Genomic DNA, 23,542 nt, shown 5'->3' with positions numbered 1-23,542 from the left:
TCTCCCGCACCCCCGTCCGCGTCGGCCTGGCTGCTCCTACTCCTTCTCGTCCTCGCCCTCGTCCTCCGGCGGCACGTCGCCGTTGCGCCGCACGTGCGTGCGCAGGCGGGACGTGACGTCCTCCGGGGGCAGGAACTTCGACCAGCGCTCCGGGAACTCCGAGGGCATGTCGGGATCGTCCGGGTCGTCCGGGTGCGGGGCCGAGCGCGCGGCGGCCCGCGTCATGTAGTGGGCGGAGCCGGCCGTGCGCACCCGCTCGTTCGCGGCCCGCGCCGCGGCCGTGGCGACCGACGGCCAGACCCGGTCGATCGCGGCGTTCATCGCGGCGCCGACGAGGACCGCGAACGCCGAGACACCGATCCACAGCAGCACCGCGACGGGCGCCGCGAGGGAGCCGTAGATCGTGGGCCCCTCGATGGTGTTGGTGAGGTAGAGGCGGAGCAGGAAGCTGCCGGGGATCCACATCGCGAGGCTCACCAGCGCGCCGGGTACGTCCTCGATCCACGGCGAGCGCACCGGGACGGACACGTGGTACAGCGTCGTCAGGAACGCGACCGACAGGACGAGTACCACCGGCCAGTACAGGATCTGGACGACCGTCTCCGACCAGGGGACCAGGCCGATCACCGCGTCCGGCCCGGCGATCATCAGCGGCAGCGCCACCGAGCCGACGACGAGACCGACGAGGAAGAGCAGGAACGCGAGCAGCCGCGTCTTCACGATGCCGCGGACGCCGTCCAGGCCGTACATCACGGTCACCGTGTCCACGAACGTCGACACGGCCCGTGAGCCCGACCACAGCGAGATGAGGAATCCGATGGAGATGACATCGGGGCGGCCGCCCTTGATGACGTCGTCCAGGATCGGTTCCGCGATCTCCTTCACGCCCTGGTCGCTCAGGACCGTGCGGGAAGCCTCCAGAATGTTGTCGCGGACACCCGCGATCGTGTCGGCTCCGGTCCACGAGTCGACGTAGGCGAGCAGCCCCACCAGGGACAGCAGCAGCGGCGGGACCGACAGCAGGGTGAAGAACGCCGCCTCGGCCGCGAGACCGAGGATGCGGTACTCCATGCACGAGTTGACGGTGTCCTTGAGCAACAGCCAGGCCGTCCTGCGCTTGGAGACGTTCTGGTACAGAACGCGGGCCCTGTGGAGTCGGCCGGACGGCGGTGGGGGGGATTCACTTGCTGGCTGCACGTCCTAAAGGTATCCGCCGCAACAACGTGTACCCATCCCCCGGTGCCCCTGCCTGCGAGGCTGCGACCTCGTCGGCACAGTCTCCCCTCCTGTAGCGCAACGCTCCAGACATGGCGGAGCAACTCAGGAGAGACCGCTCCAAAAATAGTCCGCGACTATCTGTCATGCCCGCGTTGGCCGAATGACGAGGAAGTGGAAAACGGAAGCAACACCGGTAAGTACACAACCCTTTCGGTGAGTTCCCCGGCACCGCGCACGACGACCTCGAAAGACCGGCATGACCGCGTCACCCAAAAGCCGTCGGAAATCGCCAATGCTCGGAACCCACTTGAACCGTTCATGAATCACCGGAAAGAATCTCGATCGTATTCAGTGCGCACACCGAACGCTCAACGGGCGCGCACAGCACGGGGGGACATCCAACGGAGGGGAATTACAGGGTCATCAGCCGTGACCCGCTTCATCCGCGTTGCTCCTCACGCTCACAGCACATCCAACCCACGCTCTGCTTTCGCTCGTTCCGGAATTCAATAAAGCGCGCGAAACACGGGTGACAATCACGAGGAGCTCATGTGGCGAACGGCACCGAGCGCGTTCTCGCCCAAGTCCTGGCCGGTGTCGTACGCGTGGATCACGTACCACCCGACAGTAACTTCTTCGACGACCTCTGCGCCAACTCTCTTGTCATGGCCCACTTCTGCGCCCGGGTGCGCAAACACGCGGACCTGCCGGCGGTCTCGATGAAGGACGTCTACGGCCATCCGACGATCCGGAGCCTGGCCGCGGCGCTCGACGAGGCGCCGCCCGTGCGGACGGTCGAGGTCGAGCCGCTTCCGCCGGCCGGCAGCACACCCCGCTACGTCGTCTGCGGGGCGCTGCAGTTGCTCTGCTTCGCCCTGTACTGCGCGGTGGCCGGGATGCTGACCGCCCGGGGCTACGCGTGGGTCTCCGCGGGTGCGGGATCCATCGACGCCTATGTGCGCGCGGTGCTGTTCGGCAGTGCGGTGTTCATCGGCGCGTGCGGCCTGCCCATCGTGGCGAAGTGGCTGCTCATCGGCCGCTGGCGGGAGACCGAGTTCCCGGTGTGGGGGCTCGCCTACGTCCGGTTCTGGCTGGTCAAGTCGCTGCTGCACGCGAATCCGATGGCCCTGTTCGCCGGCAACCCGGTGTACGTGCTGTACCTGCGGCTGCTCGGCGCCAAGATCGGGCCGGGGGTGACGATCCTGTCCCACTCCGTCCCGGTCTGCACCGACCTGCTGACGATCGGCGCGGACACGGTGATCCGCAAGGAGTGCGACTTCTTCGGCTACCGGGCGCATGCCGGCCGGATCCGCACCGGCCCGGTCACGATCGGCCGGGACGTGTTCATCGGCGAGAAGACCGTCCTCGACATCGGGACGTCGATGGGGGACGGAGCACAACTGGGCCACGCGTCGGCGCTCTACGACGGCGCCTCGGTGCCGGCCGGCGAGCACTGGCACGGCTGCCCCGCCGAACCCACCGACGTCGACTACGTCCGGCTGCCCGCGGCCGACTGCTCCACCCTGCGCCGGGCCCTGTACGCGGTCGGCGGTCTGCTCCAGATGCTGCTGGTGTTCGTCCCGCTCGCGGTCTGCGGGACCGACCTGCTGCTCACCGAAATACCCGCCCTCGACTCGCTGCTCGCGCCCGACACCCACGACCTGGCCTCCGCGGGCTTCTACGTGCAGGCGTTCGGCCTGTCGATCGCCTGCTTCCTGGCGTTCCTCGTCCTCGGCCTCGCCGCCGTCACCCTGGTGCCGCGCGCCTTGCGGCCGATCCTGCGCGCGGACCGCACGTATCCGCTGTACGGCCTGCACTACTCGGTGCAGCGGGCGATCGCCCGGATGACCAACAACAAGTTCTTCAAGTGGCTGTGCGGCGACAGCTCGTACATCGTTCCCTACCTGCGGTCCATCGGGTACGACCTCTCGCAGGTGGAGCAGACCGGCTCCAACTTCGGCACGGAGATGCAGCACGAGAATCCGTACCTGGCCAAGGTCGGCAGCGGCACGATGGTCGCCGACGGGCTGTCGATCATGAACGCCGACTTCACCGCCACGTCGTTCCGCGTCGCGCGCGCGGAGATCGGGCCGCACAACTTCCTGGGCAACCACATCGCCTACCCGGTGGGCGGCCGCACCGGCGAGAACTGCCTGCTCGCGACGAAGGTGATGATCCCGCTGGACGGCGCGGTACGCGAGGGCGTGGGGCTGCTCGGCTCGCCGCCCTTCGAGATCCCGCGCACCGTCGAGCGCGACACCCGCTTCGACCACCTGCGCGAGGGCGACGAGCTGCGGCGCCGGCTGTCCGCGAAGAACCGCTACAACCTGCGCTCCATGGCCCTGCACCTGTTCCTGCGGTGGCTGCACTGGTTCGCCCTGACAGTGATCGCCTTCGCCGCGTTCGACCTGTACGACGTGGCCGGCGGAGTGCTGATCGGCGCCTCCCTGGTCGTCGGCCTCGCCTTCACCACCGGCTACTACATCCTGGTGGAGCGCGTGATCTGCCGCTTCCGGCCGCTCCAGCCGCAGTTGTGCTCGATCTACGACCCGTACTTCCGCTGGCACGAGCGACTGTGGAAGGTGCCCGACAACCACCTCGTGGTGTTCAACGGGACACCGTTCAAGAACCTGGTGTGGCGGCTGCTCGGGGTACGGATCGGCCGCCGGGTCTTCGACGACGGCGCCTCCATCACCGAGCGCACGCTGGTGACGATCGGCGACGACGTCACGCTCGCCGCGCACACCAAGGTGCAGGCCCACTCGCAGGAGGACGGCACCTTCAAGTCCGACCACATCACGCTCGGCGCGGGCTGCTCGCTCGGCACCGGCTCGCTCGTGCACTACGGCGTCACGCTGGGCGACGCCTCCGTACTCGCCCCCGACGCCTTCCTGATGAAGGGCGAACAGGTGCCCCCGCGGGCCCGCTGGGGCGGCAACCCGGCGACGGGGAGGTAGGGCCATGACGACGATCCCGCAGTGGACACGCGCGCCGCGCCCCGGCGTGGCCGTTCACGAAGTACCGCTCCCGGCGGGCCTGTTGGCGTCCGGCCCGGCGTTGACCGCCGCGCACGAGCGGGTGCTCGCCGCGCTGTCCGCCGAGCGCGACGACACGGTGCTCGGGGTGAGCGTCGCGGGCCGCACCCTGCGCCTGCGCTACCGCACCGACGTCCTCGACCGCGAGGCCGCCGCCCGCATCGCCGGCTACCACCTCGCCGCACTCACCGACCCCGGGCGCCGGAGCCTGCTGTCCGAGTCCGAACTCCGCTTCCAACTGGAGGAGTTGGCGGGCCCGCGCCGCGCGCTGCCCGACCGGCGCGTCCACGAACTGTTCGAGGCGCGGGTGGCCGCGCAGCCGGACACGGTGGCCGTCGTGGCGCAGGACGGGCAGTGGACGTACCGGGAGCTGAACTCCCGGGCGAACCGGATCGGCCGGGCGCTGCTCGCGCGCGGGCTGCGGCCCGAGGGCGTCGTCGCGGTGCTGACCGAACGCAACCTCGACTGGATGGCCGCCGTCCTCGGCGTCCTCAAGGCGGGCGGCGCGTATCTGCCGATCGAGCCGCACTTCCCGGCCGCGCGCGTCGCGACGACGCTCGACCGGGCGGACTGCGGCCTCGTGCTCACCGAGCGGGGCAGCGCGTCCGCGCTCGACCCGGCCGCGCGGACCCTGTTCATCGACACCGCGTACGACGAGGGGCACCCGGACACCGATCTCGGTGTGCCCGTCGCCGCCGATCAGCTGGCCTACCTGTACTTCACCTCCGGCTCGACCGGCGAGCCCAAGGGCGCGATGTGCGAGCACGCCGGGTTCCTCAACCACGTCCTGGCCAAGCTCGACGACCTGGGCGTCAAGGCCGGCGACGTGGTGGCGCAGACCGCGCCCCAGTGCTTCGACATCTCCCTGTGGCAGTTGCTCTCCGCGCCGCTCGTGGGCGGCCGGACGCTGCTGGTGCCGCAGGAGGCGATCCTGGACGTCCCGCGGTTCGTGGGCACGATCGCGCGCGGCCGGGTCAATGTGCTGCAGGTGGTGCCGTCGTATCTGGAGGCCGTCCTGGCCGAGCTGGACGCGCACCCCCGGGAACTGCCCGCTCTGCGGTGCGTGTCGGTGACCGGCGAGGCGGTGAAGAAGGAGCTGGTGCGGCGCTGGTTCGCGGCCCGGCCCGGGGTCCGGCTCGTCAACGCGTACGGGCTGACCGAGACGTCCGACGACACCAACCACGAGGTCATGGACCGGGTGCCGGAGCACGACCGCGTCCCGCTCGGCCGACCCATCGCCAACGTGCGGATCTACGTCGTCGACGAGGACCTGGTGCCCGTGCCGCTCGGGGCGCCCGGCGAGATCGTCTTCTCGGGGGTGTGCGTCGGGCGCGGGTACGTCAACGACCCCGAGCGCACGAAGGCCGCGTTCGTCGAGGACCCGTACCGGCCGGGCGAGCGGCTCTACCGCAGCGGCGACCACGGGCGCTGGCTGCCCGACGGGAAGCTGGAGTTCCTCGGCCGCCGGGACGGCCAGGTGAAGATCCGCGGGTTCCGCGTCGAGATCGGCGAGATCGAGAACGCGCTGCTGCGGGTGGACGGGGTCCGCGACGGCGCCGTGATCGTCGTACGGGGCACGCAGCTCGCCGCGTTCTGCACCGGGCCGCGGCCGGTGGACGCGGGCGTCGTACGGGAGCGGGTGGCCGCGTCGCTGCCCGCGTACATGGTCCCGTCCGTCGTGCACTGGCGCGAGCGGCTGCCGCTGACCGCCAACGGGAAGACCGACCGCCGGGCGCTCACCGCGCTCGCCGAGGACCTGGACACGGCGGCGGACGGGCCGCGGACACCGGCCGAGCACCGGCTGGCCGCCGTCTGGGCCGAGGTGCTCGGCATCCCCGCCGACCGGATCGGCCGGCGCGACCACTTCTTCGACCTCGGCGGCTCCTCGCTGTCCGCCGTGAAGCTGGTGATCGCCCTGGACCGGGCGGTCTCCCTCAAGGACGTCACCCACCATCCGGTCCTCGCGGATCTCGCGGGACTGCTCGACCGGGCGACCGCTCAGCGCCACTGAAGGGAATACCTATGCACCGATCGACTCCATCCCCCCTTCCCGACGACATCTCGCTCCGAGCCGGCAGCCCTCCCCTGTTGTCCGCCGCCACCGGTGGCGATCCGGAGGAGTGGGCTGCCGAGTACCGGGAGGCCCTGCGCTCCGCCGTCGCCCTCCACGGCTGCGTCCTGGTCCGCGGCCTGGGCCTGACCGAACCGGGCGCCATGGCGGGCGTCTTCCGGCAGCTGGCCCACTCCCTGATGCCCGACCGGGAGCCGTTCGCGCCGCGGCGCAGGTACACGGACGGGGTGTACTCCACCTCCAAGTGGCCGCCGAACCAGCAGATGTGCATGCATCACGAGATGAGCTACGCGCTGGAGTTCCCCGGGATGCTGCTGTTCGCCTGTCTGGAGGCGCCCGCGTCCGGCGGCGCCACGGGGGTGGCCGACGCGGCGGCCGTGCTCGACGCGCTGCCCGCGGAACTGACCGAGCGGTTCGAGCGGGAGGGCTGGCTGCTGACGCGGTCCTACCACGACGAGATCGGGGCGTCGGCCGCCGAGGCGTTCGGCACCGACGACCGCGACGCCGTGGCCCGCTACTGCCGCACCCACGCCATCGACTTCGACTGGCAGCCCGACGGCTCGCTGCGCACCCGGCAGCACCGCAGCGCCGTGGTCCACCATCCGGTCAGCGGCCGCCGCCTGTGGTTCAACCAGATCGCCTTCCTCAGCGAGTGGACGATGGATCCCGAGGTCCGCGACTACCTCACCGACGTCTACGGCGCCGACGCGCTGCCCTTCACCACCCGGTTCGGCAACGGCGATCCGATCGGCGAGGACGTGGTCCGGGCGATCAACGAGGTCTACGAGGCGCACACCGTGCGCGAGCCGTGGCGCTCCGGCGATCTGCTGCTCGTCGACAATCTCCGTTCCGCGCACAGCAGGGAGCCGTTCGACGGCCCGCGCGAGGTCCTGGCGGGGCTCGCCGACCCGGTCCGGCTCGCCGACTGCGCGCCCACGGTCAAGGTGAGCGCCGCATGACCGACACCGCTCCGGCCTTCGCCGTGATCCCCGGCGAGCAGGTCCAGCAGGCACTGTACGCGCGGGAGGCGGAGATCGCGGGACTGGTCGAGACCGTGTACCGGCTGCACGGCGCGGGCCGGACCGTGAACCCGCCGTCGTACTTCCTGCGCTTCCCGGACCGCCCGTCGGCGCGGATCATCGCGCTGCCCGCCTCGCTCGGCGGGCCGCTGCGGGTGGACGGCCTGAAGTGGATATCCAGTTTTCCGGAGAACACCGGCTCGGGTCTGCCCCGGGCGTCCGCCGTGCTGATCCTCAACGACCCCGACACCGGATACCCGTACGCCTGTCTGGAGAGCTCGGTCATCAGCGCCACCCGCACGGCGTCCTCCGCCGCGCTCGCGGCCGACCGGCTCAGCCGCACCAGGAGCCGCCCGGCGCGGGTCGGGTTCATCGGGACGGGGCTGATCGCCCGCTACGTCCACTCGCATCTGACCGCGACCGGCTGGGAGTTCGACGAGACCGGCGTGTACGACCTGTCCGCGGACAGCGCGGAAGGGTTCCGCGGCTATCTGGAACGGGCCGGGACCAAGGGGCGGATCACGGTGCACGACACCGCCGAGGCTCTGGTCCGCGGCAGCGACCTGCTGGTCTTCGCGACGGTGGCCGCAGAACCGCACGTCCACGATGTGTCGTGGTTCGCGCACCATCCGCTGGTGCTGCATCTCTCGCTGCGCGATCTGGCGCCCGAGATCCTGCTGGCATCCGCGAACGTCGTCGATGACGTCGAGCACTGCCTGAAGGCGAACACGTCGCCGCATCTGGCCGAACAGCTCACCGGGAAACGGGACTTCATCGACGGCACGCTGGAGGACGTGCTGAGCGGACGCGTCGCCGTGCCGGCGGACCGGACGGTGGTGTTCTCGCCGTTCGGACTCGGGGTACTCGACCTCGCCGTCGGCCGGTACGTCCACGACGAGGTGGCCAAGAGGGGTGAACTGCATGTCGTAGAAGGGTTCTTCCACGAGCTGAGCCGCTACGGCTGAACGGCCGGCTCGTGGCGCACAAGGGGGACACGGGGGACACAAGAGGGGGGAACCATGCCTGTCATTACCGATCCTGCGAGGTTCAACGAGGAACAGCTCTACGTCGACCTGCGGGCCGTGCTCGATCTGCCGCTCTATCTGAAGTGCGAAGGGTTCAACTTCGCCGGGTCGATCAAGCTGAAGGCGGCCACCGAGATGGTGGACGCCGCCGAGCGCGACGGCCGGCTGCGGCCCGGTTCGGTGCTCGTCGAGTCGTCGTCCGGGAACCTGGGGGTGGCGCTCAGCGTCATCGCGGCGAGCCGCGGCCACCGGTTCCTGTGCGTGACGGACGTGCGCTGCAACCAGCCGACGATCCGGCTGATGGAGGCGCTCGGCAGCCGGGTGCACGTCATCGAGGACCCGGCGGGCAACGAAGGACTGCTGGGCGCGCGGCGCGCGTACGTACGGGCGCTGTGCGCGGCCGACGACCGCTACGTGTGGCTCGACCAGTACAACAACCAGGGCAACTGGAGGGCGCACTACCGCACCACGGCCCCGGCCATCGCCGATCACTTCCCGCGTCTGGACGTCCTGTTCGTCGGGGCCGGGACGACGGGAACCCTGATGGGGTGCGCCCGGTGGTTCTGGCAGTGGCGGCGCCGGGTGCGCATCGTCGCCGTCGACAGTGTCGGCTCGGTGAGCTTCGGCGGGGCGCCGGGCCGCCGGCTGATCCCGGGGCTCGGCACGAGCGTGCCGCCGCCGATGCTCGACCGGTCGTACATCGACGACGTGGTGCACGTCGAGGAGGCGGACACCGTCCGCGCCTGCCGGAGTCTGGCGAGCCGCGGGTTCCTGTTCGGCGGCTCGACCGGCACGGTGATCAGCGGCGCCCGGCAGTGGCTCGAACACCACGGCCACCGGGGCATGACGGCGGTGGCCATCGCCCCGGATCTCGGTGAGCGCTATCTCGACACCGTCTACCGGGAGGGCTGGCCGCCCGAGACCGACACCGACACCGACACCGAACGGAACGAGGTGGCGGCGATGGCCTCCTTGGCGAGCTGAGCACACGCTCCCGGCGGCGCGGTCGCGGTCCGCGCCGCGCCGCCGGTAGGTTCGCCGTCATGTCGGGCAGCACGCACACGGTGACCAACCAGCCCCCGCCGCTGGTGGGATACGACGTCTTCACCGCCGACCGGGCCCTCACCGAGGGCCTGGAGCGGCATCTGGACGCCGCGCTTGTGGACACGGCCCGGGCGGAACTCACGGTGCTCGGCAGCACCGCCGGTTCCGCCCGGGCCCAGGAGTGGGGGCGCCTCGCGAACGAGCACCCGCCGGTCCTGCGCACCCACGACCGCTACGGCCACCGGATCGACGAGGTCGACTTCCACCCGGCCTGGCACAGCCTGATGGGCGAGGGCGTCTCGGCGGGGCTGACGGCCGCCTGGGCGCGGCCCGCCGGCCATCTGCGGCGCGCGGCCGCGTTCCTGGTGTGGTCTCAGGTCGAGGCGGGGCATCTGTGCCCGCTGTCGATGACGCACGCGGCGGTGCCGGCGCTGCGCGCGCAGCCGGAGCTCGCCGCGCGGTGGGAGCCGCGTCTGACGTCCACCGTCTACGACTTCGGGCTGCGGCCCGTGTCCGGGAAGGCCGGGGCGCTTCTCGGCATGGGGATGACGGAGAAGCAGGGCGGCAGTGACGTACGCGCGCATACGACGCGTGCGGTGGCCCTCGCCGACGACGGGGCGTACGCCCTCACCGGCCACAAGTGGTTCTGCTCCGCACCGATGTCGGACGGGTTCCTGATGCTCGCGCAGGCCGACGGGGGTCCCACGTGTTTCCTCGTGCCCCGGGTCCTGGCGGACGGATCACGCAACCCGTTCGCGCTCCAGCGGCTCAAGGACAAGCTGGGGAACCGGTCGAACGCGTCGGCCGAGGTCGAGTTCGACGGGACGTGGGCGCGACGGGTCGGCGACGAGGGGCGCGGGGTGCGCACCATCATCGACATGGTCGCGGCGACCCGCCTCGACTGTGTGCTCGGCTCCGCGGCGCTCATGCGGCAGGCGGTGGCGCAGGCGATCCACCACTGCACGTACCGCGAGGCGTTCGGCGGGAAGCTCGTCGACAAGCCGCTGATGCGGAACGTGCTGGCCGACCTGGCCCTGGAGTCGGAGGCCGCGACGACGCTGGCGCTCCGGCTGGCGGCGGCGTACGACGCGCGGCCGACGGCGACGAGCGGGAGCGGGCGCTGCTGCGGCTCGCCGTGCCGGCCGCCAAGTACTGGGTGACCAAGCGGTGCACGCCGGTCGCCGCGGAGGCCCTGGAGTGCCTCGGGGGCAACGGCTACGTGGAGGAGTCGGGGATGCCGCGGCTGCTGCGCGAGTCGCCGCTGAACTCGATCTGGGAGGGCTCGGGCAACGTGCAGGCGCTCGATGTCCTGCGGGCGCTGCAGCGCGAGCCCGCGGCGTTCGACGCGTTCCTGCTGGAGGTGGGGACGACGCGCGGCGCCGATCACCGGCTGGACGCCGCCGTGAAGGACCTGCTGACCGAACTCGGCGACCTGGACGGCATCGAGGCCCGCGCGCGGCGGCTCGTCGAGCGGATCGCGCTGGTGCTGCAGGGGTCGCTGCTGGTGCGGTACGCGCCGGCCGAGGTGGCGGACGCGTTCTGCGCGTCGCGGCTCGGCGGGGACCACGGTGCGGCGTTCGGGACGCTGCCGCACACGCTGGGGCTCACGGAGATCGTGGAGCGGGCGCGCCCGGTGTCCTGAACAGCCGGGTCACGGTGGAATGAGCGCGGGGATGGTGCTGCGCCGACACGGCACCATCCCCGCCTTTCAGGCCCCTGAAGGAGCTTGAACGCCGCCTCGGCGGCGTTGGTGCCAGTTTCAAACGCCGTACGGCTGTTCGCCAGGGTTGCAGGGGGTTGCAACCTGCCTTCGGAAGGCCCACTCTTGCCGTGGCTCGGAGGTGCACGACAGTCGTCACTCCCCCGCAATCCGAGGATTCAGGCATGAACGAGGATTCGACTCTCGACCTGGCGCGGCTGTCCGCGATGGACGTGACGTTCGCGTCCCGCCTGCTCAAGGGCGTCCGGGCGGCGACGCTCTCGGGGCGGCGGCCGCAGGTCATGCCGCGGCCGGAGATAGGCGAGTCCTGGGAGCGGATGCTGCGCGGCGGCGTCGACCCGGACCGCGACGTGCGTTCCGGACTCCTCAGTGTCGACGAGGTCGAGGAGCGGCGGCAGTCCTCGCCGCTGCTGCCGGTGCTGCCGATGCTGCGCGAGGCGCTGGTGTCGGTGGCCGAGGCGGCGCAGCACATCATGGTGATCAGCGACGCCGACGGCCGGATCCTGTGGCGCGAGGGGCATCCGGGGGTGCTGCGCAGGGGCGACCGGCTCGGCTTCGAAGTGGGCGCGCTGTGGGCCGAGGACGTCGTCGGGACGAACGGGGTGGGGACGCCGCTGGTGACCCGCAGACCCGTCCAGGTGTTCTCCGCCGAGCACTTCGTGCGCTCGCACCACGCGTGGACGTGCGCGGGCGCGCCGATCACGGATCCGCGCGACGGGCGGCTGCTCGGAGTGGTGGACGTCAGCGGCCCGCTGGAGACGATGCATCCGGCGACGCTGTCGTGGGTGAAGTCGGTGGCGCTGCTCGCGGAGGCGCGGCTGCGCGAGCGGCACGTGGGCGGTCTGGAGCGGCTGCGGGCCGTGGCGGCGCCGGTCCTCGCGCGGATCGGCGGCCGGGCCCTGGCGGTCGACCGGCACGGCTGGACGGCGGCGGTCACCGGGATGCCGCTGCTCGACCGGGTGGCCCTGCCCAAGTCGTTCGCGGAGGGCTCCTGTTGGCTGCCCTCGCTGGGCGCCTGCAAGGCGACGCCGCTGCCGGGCGGCTGGCTGATCCTGGTGGACGACGCCGCGGAGCCGCTCACCGCGACGCACGTCCGGCTGGACCTGAGCCGGCCGCGCCGCTGGTCGGTCGAGGTGTCGGGTCCCGCGGGCTCCTGGACGCACGAACTGAGCCCGCGCCACGCCGAGTTGCTGTTCCTGCTGGCCCGTCACCGCGAGGGGCGCAGCGCGGCAGGCCTGGCCGAGGATCTGTTCGGGGATCCGGCGCGGACGGTGACGGTGCGCGCGGAGATGTCCCGGGTGCGCCGCTATCTCGGCGGTCTGCTGGCGCACCGGCCCTACCGCTTCCTGGAGGACACGGAGGTGGAGGTGCACCTGCCGGACGATCCGCTGGCCTTGTTGCCACACTCCACGGCACCGGCGGTGCACAGCGCCCGGACGCCCGGCCCCTGACGCCCTTGTGGACCTGAGTACGCTCCGCCCCCATGGCCCTCTTGAAACGCAAGCGGAAGACGGAGCGCGAGTACCCCGCCCCGCTCACCGCGCACCAGCTGTGGATGGTCTCCCTGAGCGCGCCGGTGAGCCGTGACCGGGGCGCTTCCCGGACGACCCTGTACCCGTTCACCCGCATCGACGACGACAAGGCGCTGCGGTGGCTGGCCGAGCAGTGGGGGATCGGGACGCGGCAGGAGCTGATCGGGCGGCTCGGCGGTCTCGCGCGGTCCGGGTACCGGGCGGGCGCCCGGGCGCGGCTCGGCGTCGAACCGCTCGCCTGGGACATCGCCCTGTACACGGACATCACCCGGCGCGGCTTCGCCTGCGGCATGCTCACGGAGGCGGACGCCTGGAACCTGCTGAAGAACGTGGTGCCGCAGGTCGCGGGCACGTACAACTCGTGGCGGGAGTACGCGGACCACTATCTGCTGGGCCGCACGGTCTGGCGGGACGGACTCCAGGGCACCCCGGAGGCGTCGTTCCCCGCCCCGCAGGCCGACGCCGACGCGCACCTCAGGAGCCTCCTCGACCCGGCCGCGGTCGCCAGTCCGTGGAACCAGGCCCCCTGGGACGCCATCCGGCAGCCGGACGTGGCGCGCGCGTAGGCCGGTCCGGCCCGACGGTCCGCCCTTGGCCCGGGCACGTCCCCCGTGATGGCATGGGCCGCATGAGCAGCAGCAACATCACCGTCACCACCTGGTCGCTGGAGCAGACGTCCCCCTCCGATCTGCGCCCCGCGACCCCGCCCGCGGGCGACGACGTGCGCATCGTGCGCGCCGAGGTGCCCTCGCCGGAGTTCAGCCGGTTCCTGTACGCGTCCGTCGGCGGCGACATCAAGTGGATCGACCGGCTCGGCTGGACGTACGCGCAGTGGCAGGAGCAGCTGACGCGGCCGGGTGCCGAGACCTGGGTCGCCCACGACCGGGGGACGCCCGCCGGATACGTGGAGCTGGACGCGCAGGACGAGGGTGTCGTGGAGATCGTCTACTTCGGGCTCGTCCCGGCCTTCCGGGGACGGCGGATCGGCGGGCACCTGCTGTCGTACGGGATCGCACGCGCCTGGGACCTGGCGGATCGGTGGCCCGGGCGGACGCCCACGAAGCGGGTGTGGCTGCACACGTGCAGCCTCGACGGGGAGCACGCGATGGCCAACTACGAGCGCCGCGGGTTCCGGCTGTTCAGGACCGAGACCGGCGAGGAGCCGGAGGTGGCGACGCCCGGGCCGTGGCCCGGCGCGTTCCCGTCCGCCTGAGAGCCCGCCGTCGACCCCATTACGGGCGTATACGACCTTTCACCTGACCGACATGTGACCGGCACCACCATCGTCCACGATGTGGGACAACCACGTCCAAATGACGGACGATGGTGGACCGGGCCCAAAGTCCCATGACACGCTTCCGTCATGTCTACAGCTGGAATCGCCTTGGTGAGTCGACGGCACGTCGACTTCGGCCGCATGTCCAGCGCCATCTGTCCGGCGCGCTGAGAGAACCAGCACCGCCGACTTCCCCGCTCCGCCCCGTCTCCCTGCGCACCGCCGCGCCCTGCGCGAAGTGTGCCGGTCAGAGCCACCCGGCCACCACCCTTCGACGAGGCGCTGCGCGCCGCACTTTTGACTGCCTGCTTGTTAAGGACGTACATCCATGGCTGCCACCCCTGAGAAGCCCGCTGCCGCCGCGCCCCGCCGCAAGGTGAGCCGTCACCGTGGCGAGGGCCAGTGGGCCGTGGGCCACTTCACGCCGCTCAACGGCAACGAGCAGTTCAAGAAGGACGACGACGGTCTCAATGTGCGGACACGCATTGAGACGATCTACTCCAAGCGCGGCTTCGACTCCATCGACCCCAACGACCTGCGCGGCCGCATGCGCTGGTGGGGCCTGTACACCCAGCGCCGGCCCGGGATCGACGGCGGCAAGACCGCCGTCCTGGAGCCCGAGGAGCTGGACGACGAGTACTTCATGCTGCGCGTACGCATCGACGGCGGGCGGCTGACCACCGAGCAGCTGCGCGTCATCGGCGAGATCTCGCAGGAGTTCGCGCGCGGCACCGCCGACATCACCGACCGGCAGAACATCCAGTACCACTGGATCCGGATCGAGGACGTGCCCGAGATCTGGAACCGGCTGGAGGCCGTCGGCCTGTCGACGACCGAGGCCTGCGGTGACACGCCCCGCGTGATCCTCGGTTCGCCGGTCGCCGGGGTCGCCGCGGACGAGATCATCGACGGCACCCCCGCCATCGACGAGATCCAGCGGCGCTTCATCGGCAACCCGGACTTCTCCAACCTGCCGCGCAAGTTCAAGACCGCGATCTCCGGCTCCCCGCAGCTCGACGTGGCGCACGAGATCAACGACATCGCGTTCGTCGGCGTGAACCACCCCGACCACGGCCCCGGTTTCGACCTGTGGGTCGGCGGCGGTCTCTCCACCAACCCCAAGCTGGGTCAGCGCCTCGGCGCGTGGGTGCCGCTCGACGAGGTCCCGGACGTGTACGGCGGTGTCATCGGCATCTTCCGTGACTACGGCTACCGGCGCCTGCGCACCCGTGCCCGGCTGAAGTTCCTGCTCGCCGACTGGGGCGCCGAGAAGTTCCGCCAGGTCCTGGAGGACGAGTACCTGAAGCGGAAGCTGGTCGACGGGCCCGCGCCCGAGCAGCCCGCCGGCACCTGGCGCGACCACCTCGGTGTGCACCGCCAGAAGGACGGGCGCTTCTACGTCGGCTTCGCGCCCCGCGTCGGCCGCGTGGACGGCACGACCCTCACCAAGATCGCCGAGGTCGCGAGCGCCCACGGCTCCGGGCGCCTGCGCACCACCGCCGAGCAGAAGATGATCGTGCTCGACGTCGAGGAGGCGCAGGTGCCTTCCCTGGTCGCCGGCCTGGAGGCGCTGGACCTGAAGGTCAACGCCTCGCCGTTCCGGCGCGGCACCATGGCCTGCACCGGCATCGAGTTCTGCAAGCTCGCCATCGTCGAGACGAAGGCGCGCGGCGCCTCGCTCATCGACGAACTGGAGCGCCGCATCCCGGACTTCGACGAACCCATCACCATCAACCTCAACGGCTGCCCGAACGCCTGCGCCCGTATCCAGGTCGCGGACATCGGTCTCAAGGGCCAGCTCATGCTCGACAAGAACGGCGAGCAGGTCGAGGGCTACCAGGTGCACCTCGGCGGCGCGCTCGGCCTGGAGGCCGGGTTCGGCCGCAAGGTGCGCGGCCTGAAGGTCACGTCGGCCGAGCTGCCCGACTACGTCGAGCGGGTCCTCAAGCGCTTCCAGGCGGAGCGCGAGGACGGCGAGCGGTTCGCCGCCTGGACCGCCCGCGCCTCCGAGGAGGCCCTGTCATGAGCGAGCGCGCGGCCCCCTTCTACTGCCCGTACTGCGGCGACGAGGACCTTCGTCCGAGCGAAGAAGGTCACGGCGCCTGGGAATGCGCGGCGTGCAATCGAGCCTTCCGGCTGAAGTTCCTCGGACTCCTGTCCCGGGGGCTTCAGCGCAACGACGGTGGAGGGGAAGAGATATGACCACGACTCAGATCGCCTCGGACACTGAAGAGTTGAAGGCGCTCGCCGAGCAGGCCGGGCGCGACCTGGAGGACGCCTCCGCCCTGGAGATCCTCCAGTGGGCGACGCGGACCTTCGGCAAGAAGTTCTGCGTGACCTCGTCCATGGAGGACGCGGTCGTCGCCCACCTCGCCTCGCGTGCCCTGCCCGGCGTGGACGTCGTCTTCCTCGACACTGGCTACCACTTCGAGGAGACCATCGGCACCCGCGACGCCGTCGAGGCCGTGATGGACGTGAACGTCATCACGCTCACGCCCCGGCAGACCGTCGCCGAGCAGGACGCCGAGTTCGGCCCGGAACTGCACGACCGCGACCCCGACCTGTGCTGCGCGATGCGGAAGCTGAAGCCTCTCGAGGAGGGGCTGACCGCATACGCCGCGTGGGCCACGGGACTGCGCCGCGACGAGTCCCCGACCCGCGCGAACACGCCGGTCGTCGGCTGGGACGAGAAGCGGCGGAAGGTCAAGGTCTCCCCCATCGCCCGCTGGACGCAGGACGACGTCGACGCCTACGTCGCCGAGCACGGGGTGCTCACCAACCCGCTGCTGATGGACGGTTACGGCTCCGTGGGCTGCGCCCCGTGCACCCGTCGCCTCCTGGAGGGCGAGGACGCGCGCGCCGGACGCTGGGCGGGCCGGGCGAAGACCGAGTGCGGGATCCACGGCTGAACTCATGGACCAGACACAGACTTTGGAGAAGCAAGTGACCGGAGCCACGATCTGGCTCACGGGTCTGCCGAGCGCCGGCAAGACCACCATCGCGAACGAGCTGGCGGACACGCTGCGCGCCGAGGGCCGGCAGGTCGAGGTGCTGGACGGTGACGAGATCCGCGAGTACCTCTCGGCGGGCCTCGGCTTCAGCCGCGAGGACCGGCACACGAACGTGCAGCGCATCGGTTTCCTGGCCGAACTCCTGGCCCGTAACGGCGTGTTGACGCTCGTCCCGGTCATCGCTCCGTACGCGGACAGCCGGGAGGCCGTGCGCAAGCGCCACCAGGCGGGCGGCACCGCCTACCTGGAGGTGCACGTCGCGACGCCGGTGGAGGTCTGCTCCGTACGCGATGTGAAGGGGCTGTACGCGAAGCAGGCGGCGGGCGAGCTGTCCGGGCTCACCGGGGTCGACGACCCGTACGAGGTGCCCGAATCGCCCGATCTGCGCATCGAGTCGCACAACCAGACCGTGCAGGAGTCCGCGGCAGCGCTGCGTGCGCTGCTCACCGAGAGGGGTCTCGCCGCATGACGACCGTGGTTTCCGTCTCCGAGGAGACCGACAGCCCTTACGCGCTGAGCCACTTGGACGCTCTGGAGTCCGAGGCGGTGCACATCTTCCGTGAGGTGGCGGGCGAGTTCGAGCGGCCGGTGATTCTGTTCTCCGGCGGCAAGGACTCGATCGTCATGCTGCACCTGGCGCTCAAGGCGTTCGCACCCGCCGCGATCCCCTTCTCCCTGCTGCACGTCGACACCGGGCACAACTTCCCCGAGGTCCTCGACTACCGCGACCGCGTCGTGGCCGAGCACGGGCTGCGGCTGCACGTCGCGTCCGTGCAGGACTACATCGACCGCGGCGTGCTGAAGGAGCGTCCCGACGGGACGCGCAACCCGCTGCAGACCGTGCCGCTCACGGAGAAGATCCAGAGCGAGAAGTTCGACGCGGTGTTCGGCGGCGGGCGCCGCGACGAGGAGAAGGCCCGCGCGAAGGAGCGGGTGTTCTCGCTGCGCGACGAGTTCTCGCAGTGGGACCCGCGCCGTCAGCGCCCCGAGCTGTGGCAGCTCTACAACGGCCGCCACGCGCCCGGCGAGCACGTGCGTGTCTTCCCGCTCTCGAACTGGACCGAGCTGGACGTGTGGCAGTACATCGCCCGCGAGAACATCGAGCTGCCCGAGATCTACTACGCGCACGAGCGGCCCGTCTTCCAGCGCAGCGGCATGTGGCTGACCGCCGGTGAATGGGGCGGCCCGAAGGACGGCGAGGACGTCGAGACCCGGCTCGTGCGCTACCGCACCGTCGGCGACATGTCCTGCACCGGCGCCGTCGACTCGGACGCCACGACCATCGAGAAGGTCATCGCGGAGATCGCCGCGTCCCGGCTGACCGAGCGGGGTGCCACCCGCGCCGACGACAAGATGTCCGAGGCCGCGATGGAAGACCGCAAGCGCGAGGGGTACTTCTAGACATGACCAGCACCACCGACTCCACGGCCGCCGAGGAACTCGCGGGTCTCTCGGCCACCACCCTGCTGCGGTTCGCCACGGCCGGCTCGGTCGACGACGGCAAGTCCACGCTCGTCGGGCGTCTGCTGCACGACTCCAAGTCGGTCCTCGCCGACCAGTTGGAGGCCGTCGAGCACGCCTCGCGCAGCCGCGGCGCGGCCGAGCCCGACCTCGCGCTGCTCACCGACGGCCTGCGCGCCGAGCGCGAGCAGGGCATCACCATCGACGTCGCCTACCGCTACTTCGCCACGCCCCGGCGCCGCTTCATCCTCGCGGACACCCCGGGCCACGTGCAGTACACCCGGAACATGGTCACCGGCGCCTCCACCGCCGACCTCGCCGTGGTCCTGGTCGACGCGCGCAACGGCGTCATCGAGCAGACCCGCCGGCACGCCGCCGTCGCGGCGCTCCTGCGCGTCCCGCACGTCGTCCTGGCCGTGAACAAGATGGACCTCGTCGACTACCAGGAGTCCGTCTTCGCCCAGATCGCCGAGGAGTTCACCGCGTACGCGGGCGACCTGGGCGTCCCGGAGATCACCGCGATCCCGATCTCGGCGCTCGCCGGGGACAACGTGGTCGAGGCGTCCGCGAACATGGACTGGTACGGCGGCCCGACCGTCCTGGAGCACCTGGAGACGGTGCCGGTCAGCCACGACCTGACGAGCTGCCACGCGCGGCTGCCCGTGCAGTACGTGATCCGGCCGCAGACCGCCGAGCACCCGGACTACCGGGGCTACGCGGGGCAGATCGCCGCCGGTACGTTCCGCGTCGGCGAGTCCGTCACCGTGCTGCCCTCCGGCCGCACGTCGAAGGTCGCCGGGATCGACCTGCTGGGCAAGGCCGTCGACGTGGCGTGGACGCCGCAGTCCGTCACCCTCCTCCTGGAGGACGACATCGACATCTCGCGCGGCGACCTGATCGTGCCGAGCCACGACGCGCCCGCGACCTCGCAGGATGTCGAGGCGACCGTGTGCCACGTCGCCGACACCCCGCTCGTCGTCGGCCAGCGGGTGCTGCTCAAGCACACCACGCGCACGGTCAAGGCGATCGTGAAGGAGATCCCGTCGCGGCTGACCCTCGACGACCTCTCCCAGCACCCCGAGCCGGGGCAGCTCGTCGCCAACGACATCGGCCGCGTCAAGGTCCGGGTCGCCGAGCCGCTCGCCATCGACGCGTACGCCGACTCGCGGCGCACCGGTTCGTTCCTGCTGATCGACCCGTCGGACGGGACGACGCTGGCGGCGGGGATGGCGGGCAAGGCGTTCGCCGCCTCGGCCGAGGCCGTCGCGTCCGTCGACGACGAGGACGGCTGGGACTTCTGACATGACCTCCATCGACTACTACGGGACGTTCGCGAAGGAGGGCGGCCGCGTCGGCAGCGGCGCCCTCGGCAGCGGACAGGGCGGGGTCGCGCGATGTGCGCGATGACGTACGCGCACTGCCTGCGCGCCCACGCCCCCCACGCCCCACACCCCCACAGACGAAGACCTGCCGACTTCCCGGCCCCGCCCTGACGGCGTGACCGCCGGGCCAACGAGAGGAAAACCTCCCGTGCCTGCCAACCGTTCCACCTTCGCGCGTCGCGGCCTCGTCGCCGTCGCCGCCCTGCCGCTCCTCGCGCTCACCGCGACGGCCTGCGGCTACGGCTCGGACTCCGACAACGACTCGGCGAAGCAGAAGGTCGCTGCCGGGGCCAAGAAGATCGACGGCCTCGACTCGGTGAAGATCGGCTACTTCGGCAACCTCACGCACGCGACCGCTCTCGTCGGTCGTGAGCAGGGCTTCTTCCAGAAGTCGCTCGGCGCCACCCAGGCCAAGTACGCGACGTTCAACGCGGGCCCGTCCGAGATCGAGGCCCTCAACTCCGGCTCCATCGACATCGGCTGGATCGGCCCGTCCCCCGCGATCAACGGCTACACCAAGTCGAAGGGCAAGGGGCTGCGCATCATCTCCGGCTCGGCGTCCGGCGGCGTGAAGCTGGTCGTCGACCCCAAGAAGGTGAAGTCCCTCAAGGACCTCAAGGGCAAGAAGATCGCCACGCCCCAGCTCGGCAACACCCAGGACGTCGCGTTCCTCAACTGGATCGCGGAACAGGGCTGGAAGGTCGACGCCCAGAGCGGCAAGGGCGACGTCACCGTCGTGCGCAGCGACAACAAGGTGACCCCGGACGCCTTCAAGAACGGTTCCATCGACGGTGCCTGGGTGCCCGAGCCGACCGCCTCCAAGCTGGTCGCCGAGGGCGGCAAGACCCTGCTCGACGAGGCCTCGCTGTGGCCCGACAAGAAGTTCGTGATCACGAACGTCATCGTGCGGCAGGACTTCCTCGAGAAGCACCCCAAGGCCGTGGAAGCGGTCCTGAAGGCCTCGGTCGGGGCCAACAAGTGGATCAACGCCAACGAGGACAAGGCCAAGGCGTCCGCCAACAAGCAGTTGAAGGCCGACTCGGGCAAGGCGCTGCCCGCCGAGGTGCTCGACCCGGCGTGGAAGTCGATCCAGATCACCGACGATCCGCTGGCGTCCACGCTCGGCACCGAGGCCGACCACGCGGTCAAGGCCGGGCTGCTGGAGAAGCCGGACCTGAAGGGCATCTACGACCTCAGGCCGCTCAACAAGGTCCTCGCGGCCGAGGGCGGGGCCAAGGTCGACGACGCCGGCCTCGGCGCGAACTGAGACCGGACCCACAGATTCCCAGGAGGTGACGACCATGGCCACGACGCTCGCGAAAGCAGCGGAGGCAGTGGACCGGGCGGCCCGGCTCGAGCATGTCTCGAAGTCCTTCGCCGGTCCGGGCGGGCAGCAGCTCGTCCTGGACGACATCAGTCTCGATGTCGCTCCGGGCGAGTTCGTCACCCTCCTGGGAGCCTCGGGCTGCGGCAAGTCCACGCTGCTGAACCTTGTGGCGGGGCTCGACAAGCCCACCACGGGGTCCATCACGACGCAGGGCCGCCCCGCCCTGATGTTCCAGGAGCACGCGCTCTTCCCGTGGCTGACCGCGGGCAAGAACATCGAACTCGCCCTGAAGTTCCAGGGTGTCGCCAAACCCGACCGGCGTGCCAGGGCCGAGGAACTGCTCGCGCTCGTCCGCCTCAAGGGCGCGTACGGCAAGCGCGTCCACGAGCTGTCCGGCGGCATGCGCCAGCGCGTGGCGCTCGCCCGGGCGCTCGCCCAGGACGCCCGGCTGCTGCTGATGGACGAGCCGTTCGCGGCGCTCGACGCGATCACCCGGGACGTCATGCACGACGAACTGACCCGCATCTGGGCGGAGACGGGCGTGTCCGTCCTGTTCGTCACGCACAACGTGCGCGAGGCCGTGCGCCTCGCGCAGCGGGTCGTGCTGCTGTCCTCGCGTCCGGGCCGGGTCGCCCGCGAATGGACGGTGGACATCGCGCAGCCGCGCCGCATCGAGGACGCGCCCGTGGCGGAGCTGTCCCTTGAGATCACCGAAGTACTGCGTGGGGAGATCCGCCGACATGGCCAGCACTGAGACGCCGGTGGCCCAGGACGCCGGGAGCGTCGAGGCGGGTCTCGACGCACTGGAGACCGCCGCGAAGGCGCGGACGCCCGTCAGCCACACCTTCAGGAACAAGGTCCTGCCACCGATCATCGCCGTCGGCGTGGTCCTGGTGGCCTGGTCCCTGCTCGTCCCGGTCGTCGACGACCCGTCCAAGCTGCCGTCGCCCGCGGCCGTCTACCACGCCTTCGAACACGACTGGCTCCAAGGCAAGCTGCTCGGCTACATCTGGACCAGTGTCTCCCGCGGCCTGCTCGGCTTCGCCATCGCGCTGTGCATCGGGACGCCGCTCGGACTGCTGGTGGCGCGGGTGAAGTTCGTCCGGGCGGCCATCGGACCCGTGCTGTCCGGACTGCAGTCGCTGCCTTCGGTGGCCTGGGTGCCGCCGGCCGTGGTGTGGCTGGGCCTGAACAACTCGATGATGTACGCCGTCATCCTGCTCGGCGCCGTGCCCTCGATCGCCAACGGCCTGGTGTCCGGCATCGATCAGGTCCCGCCGCTGTATCTGCGGGCGGGCCGCACCCTGGGCGCGACCGGCCTGCGCGGCACCTGGCACATCACGCTGCCCGCCGCGCTGCCCGGCTATGTCGCCGGTCTCAAGCAGGGCTGGGCGTTCTCCTGGCGCTCGCTGATGGCCGCCGAGATCATCGCCAACTTCCCCGACCTGGGCGTGGGCCTCGGGCAGCTCCTGGAGAACGGCCGCACCGCCATCGACATGGCCATGGTGTTCGAGGCCATCCTGCTCATTCTGTTCGTCGGCATCGCCATCGACCTGCTCATCTTCAGCCCGCTCGAGCGCAGGGTGCTGCGCAGCCGCGGGCTGCTCGTCAGGAACTGAATCGCCATGCACCACAAGCCCGTTCTTCTGCTCATCGCCCACGGCAGCCGCGACCCGCGGCACGCCGCGACGGTGAACGCACTGGTGCGCGAGGTCCGGGCGCAACGGCCGGGTGTGCGGGTGGAGACGGCCTTCCTGGACTTCAACATCCCGTCCGTCACCGGGATGCTGGAGTCGCTGGCGGCCGAGGGGGTGCGGGACGTGGTGGCCCTGCCGCTGCTCCTCACCCGCGCCTTCCACGCGAAGTCCGACATCCCGGCGGCCTTGCGCACCGCCCCGCGCTCGCTGCGCATCCGTCAGGCGGAGGTCCTCGGTCCCTCACCGCTTCTGGTGTCGGCGCTCGAACGCCGCCTGTACGAGGCCGGGCTGACCCCGGCCGACAAGCCCACGACCGGGGTCGTCCTGGCCTCGGCGGGCTCCACCGACCCGGAGGCGATCGCAGTGATCGCTGATATCGCGCGGGAGTGGCGGCACACCGGTTGGTGCGCCGTGCGGCCTGCGTTCGCCTCCGCATCGCTGCCCCGTACCGAGGACGTCGTTCGGGAACTGCGCGGCCTGGGCTGCGCCCGCGTCGCGGTCGCCCCGTACTTCCTGGCCCCGGGGCGCCTGCCGGACCGGGTCGCGGAAGGCGCGGCCGGGGCCGATGTGCTGGCCGGCGTGCTGGGGGCGGCGCCGGAGGTGGCGCGGACCGTCATCGAGCGGTACACGCATGCGGTGCTTTCCGTGCCGGCCGCTGTCGGCGCCTGAGAAAAAGGAAACTCCCGGGAATCCCATGCGAATTCCCGGGAGTTCTCGGAGCAGG

General features: G+C 70.9%; 19 protein-coding genes and 1 pseudogene. 19 read left to right on the top strand and 1 reads right to left on the bottom strand.

Translation table 11 applies throughout. The features are described from left to right. Positions 1–36 precede the first annotated feature (36 nt). Positions 37–1,197 carry a YihY/virulence factor BrkB family protein gene (locus ACVHNB_RS10955; protein WP_456227930.1) on the bottom strand — a complete coding sequence of 387 codons (1,161 nt, stop codon included), beginning with the start codon at positions 1,195–1,197 and terminating at the stop codon, positions 37–39. Between the two features lie 572 nt (positions 1,198–1,769). On the opposite strand from ACVHNB_RS10955, the gene ACVHNB_RS10950 reads away from it, so the two are divergent. The 19 genes and pseudogenes from ACVHNB_RS10950 to ACVHNB_RS10860 all read left to right on the top strand — a co-directional run bounded on the left by ACVHNB_RS10950 (position 1,770) and on the right by ACVHNB_RS10860 (position 23,487). After that, on the top strand, positions 1,770–4,175 hold the full coding sequence (locus tag ACVHNB_RS10950) for a Pls/PosA family non-ribosomal peptide synthetase (RefSeq protein ID WP_428951572.1): 2,406 nt from the start codon (positions 1,770–1,772) through the stop codon (positions 4,173–4,175). Between the two features lie 4 nt (positions 4,176–4,179). Next, on the top strand, positions 4,180–6,264 hold the full coding sequence (locus ACVHNB_RS10945; protein ID WP_456227929.1) for a non-ribosomal peptide synthetase: 2,085 nt from the start codon (positions 4,180–4,182) through the stop codon (positions 6,262–6,264). A gap of 11 nt (positions 6,265–6,275) precedes the next feature. Continuing rightward, complete coding sequence (locus ACVHNB_RS10940) at positions 6,276–7,283, top strand: TauD/TfdA family dioxygenase (RefSeq protein ID WP_428951574.1); 1,008 nt, start codon at positions 6,276–6,278, stop codon at positions 7,281–7,283. Then, entirely contained in the window at positions 7,280–8,308 is a 1,029-nt protein-coding gene (gene sbnB, locus ACVHNB_RS10935; protein ID WP_428951575.1) for a 2,3-diaminopropionate biosynthesis protein SbnB, read from the top strand. Before ACVHNB_RS10940 ends, sbnB begins: the two co-directional genes overlap by 4 nt. A gap of 54 nt (positions 8,309–8,362) precedes the next feature. Further along, a complete protein-coding gene (gene sbnA / locus ACVHNB_RS10930; protein WP_456227928.1) occupies positions 8,363–9,352 on the top strand; it encodes a 2,3-diaminopropionate biosynthesis protein SbnA in 990 nt (329 codons plus the stop codon). Positions 9,353–9,411: 59 nt separating this feature from the next. Next, positions 9,412–11,054 (top strand): annotated as a pseudogene (locus ACVHNB_RS10925) (acyl-CoA dehydrogenase family protein). Between the two features lie 242 nt (positions 11,055–11,296). Next, entirely contained in the window at positions 11,297–12,583 is a 1,287-nt protein-coding gene (locus ACVHNB_RS10920; RefSeq protein WP_456227927.1) for a GAF domain-containing protein, read from the top strand. Positions 12,584–12,615: 32 nt separating this feature from the next. Further along, positions 12,616–13,230 (top strand): DUF1266 domain-containing protein, encoded by a 615-nt coding sequence (locus ACVHNB_RS10915; RefSeq protein WP_428951579.1) that lies wholly within the window; start codon positions 12,616–12,618, stop codon positions 13,228–13,230. Between the two features lie 62 nt (positions 13,231–13,292). Then, positions 13,293–13,877 (top strand): GNAT family N-acetyltransferase, encoded by a 585-nt coding sequence (locus ACVHNB_RS10910; RefSeq protein WP_456227926.1) that lies wholly within the window; start codon positions 13,293–13,295, stop codon positions 13,875–13,877. A gap of 391 nt (positions 13,878–14,268) precedes the next feature. Beyond that, a complete protein-coding gene (locus ACVHNB_RS10905; RefSeq protein WP_456227925.1) occupies positions 14,269–15,966 on the top strand; it encodes a nitrite/sulfite reductase in 1,698 nt (565 codons plus the stop codon). Further along, entirely contained in the window at positions 15,963–16,142 is a 180-nt protein-coding gene (locus ACVHNB_RS10900; protein WP_428951582.1) for a hypothetical protein, read from the top strand. The genes ACVHNB_RS10905 and ACVHNB_RS10900 overlap by 4 nt, the downstream gene beginning before the upstream one ends. Next, complete coding sequence (locus ACVHNB_RS10895; RefSeq protein WP_428951583.1) at positions 16,139–16,849, top strand: phosphoadenylyl-sulfate reductase; 711 nt, start codon at positions 16,139–16,141, stop codon at positions 16,847–16,849. Before ACVHNB_RS10900 ends, ACVHNB_RS10895 begins: the two co-directional genes overlap by 4 nt. 4 nt (positions 16,850–16,853) lie before the next feature. Continuing rightward, complete coding sequence (gene cysC, locus ACVHNB_RS10890; protein WP_456227924.1) at positions 16,854–17,420, top strand: adenylyl-sulfate kinase; 567 nt, start codon at positions 16,854–16,856, stop codon at positions 17,418–17,420. After that, positions 17,417–18,352 carry a sulfate adenylyltransferase subunit CysD gene (cysD, locus tag ACVHNB_RS10885; protein WP_428951585.1) on the top strand — a complete coding sequence of 312 codons (936 nt, stop codon included), beginning with the start codon at positions 17,417–17,419 and terminating at the stop codon, positions 18,350–18,352. The genes cysC and cysD overlap by 4 nt, the downstream gene beginning before the upstream one ends. Before the next feature lie 2 nt (positions 18,353–18,354). Next, positions 18,355–19,713, top strand: coding sequence for a sulfate adenylyltransferase subunit 1 (locus ACVHNB_RS10880; RefSeq protein WP_428951586.1), 1,359 nt, complete (start codon positions 18,355–18,357; stop codon positions 19,711–19,713). A gap of 229 nt (positions 19,714–19,942) precedes the next feature. Beyond that, on the top strand, positions 19,943–21,061 hold the full coding sequence (locus ACVHNB_RS10875; protein WP_456227923.1) for an aliphatic sulfonate ABC transporter substrate-binding protein: 1,119 nt from the start codon (positions 19,943–19,945) through the stop codon (positions 21,059–21,061). Between the two features lie 34 nt (positions 21,062–21,095). Beyond that, entirely contained in the window at positions 21,096–21,875 is a 780-nt protein-coding gene (locus ACVHNB_RS10870; RefSeq protein WP_428951588.1) for an ABC transporter ATP-binding protein, read from the top strand. Continuing rightward, positions 21,862–22,740, top strand: a complete 879-nt coding sequence (locus ACVHNB_RS10865; protein ID WP_456227922.1) for an ABC transporter permease — start codon at positions 21,862–21,864, stop codon at positions 22,738–22,740. Before ACVHNB_RS10870 ends, ACVHNB_RS10865 begins: the two co-directional genes overlap by 14 nt. Positions 22,741–22,746: 6 nt before the next feature. Next, positions 22,747–23,487, top strand: coding sequence for a sirohydrochlorin chelatase (locus ACVHNB_RS10860; RefSeq protein WP_456227921.1), 741 nt, complete (start codon positions 22,747–22,749; stop codon positions 23,485–23,487). Positions 23,488–23,542 lie beyond the last annotated feature (55 nt).

Source organism: Streptomyces sp. YJ-C3 (genome assembly GCF_053891275.1).
The sequence above is the reverse complement of the archived record's forward strand: the minus strand, read 5'-3'. Positions and strand labels throughout refer to the sequence as shown.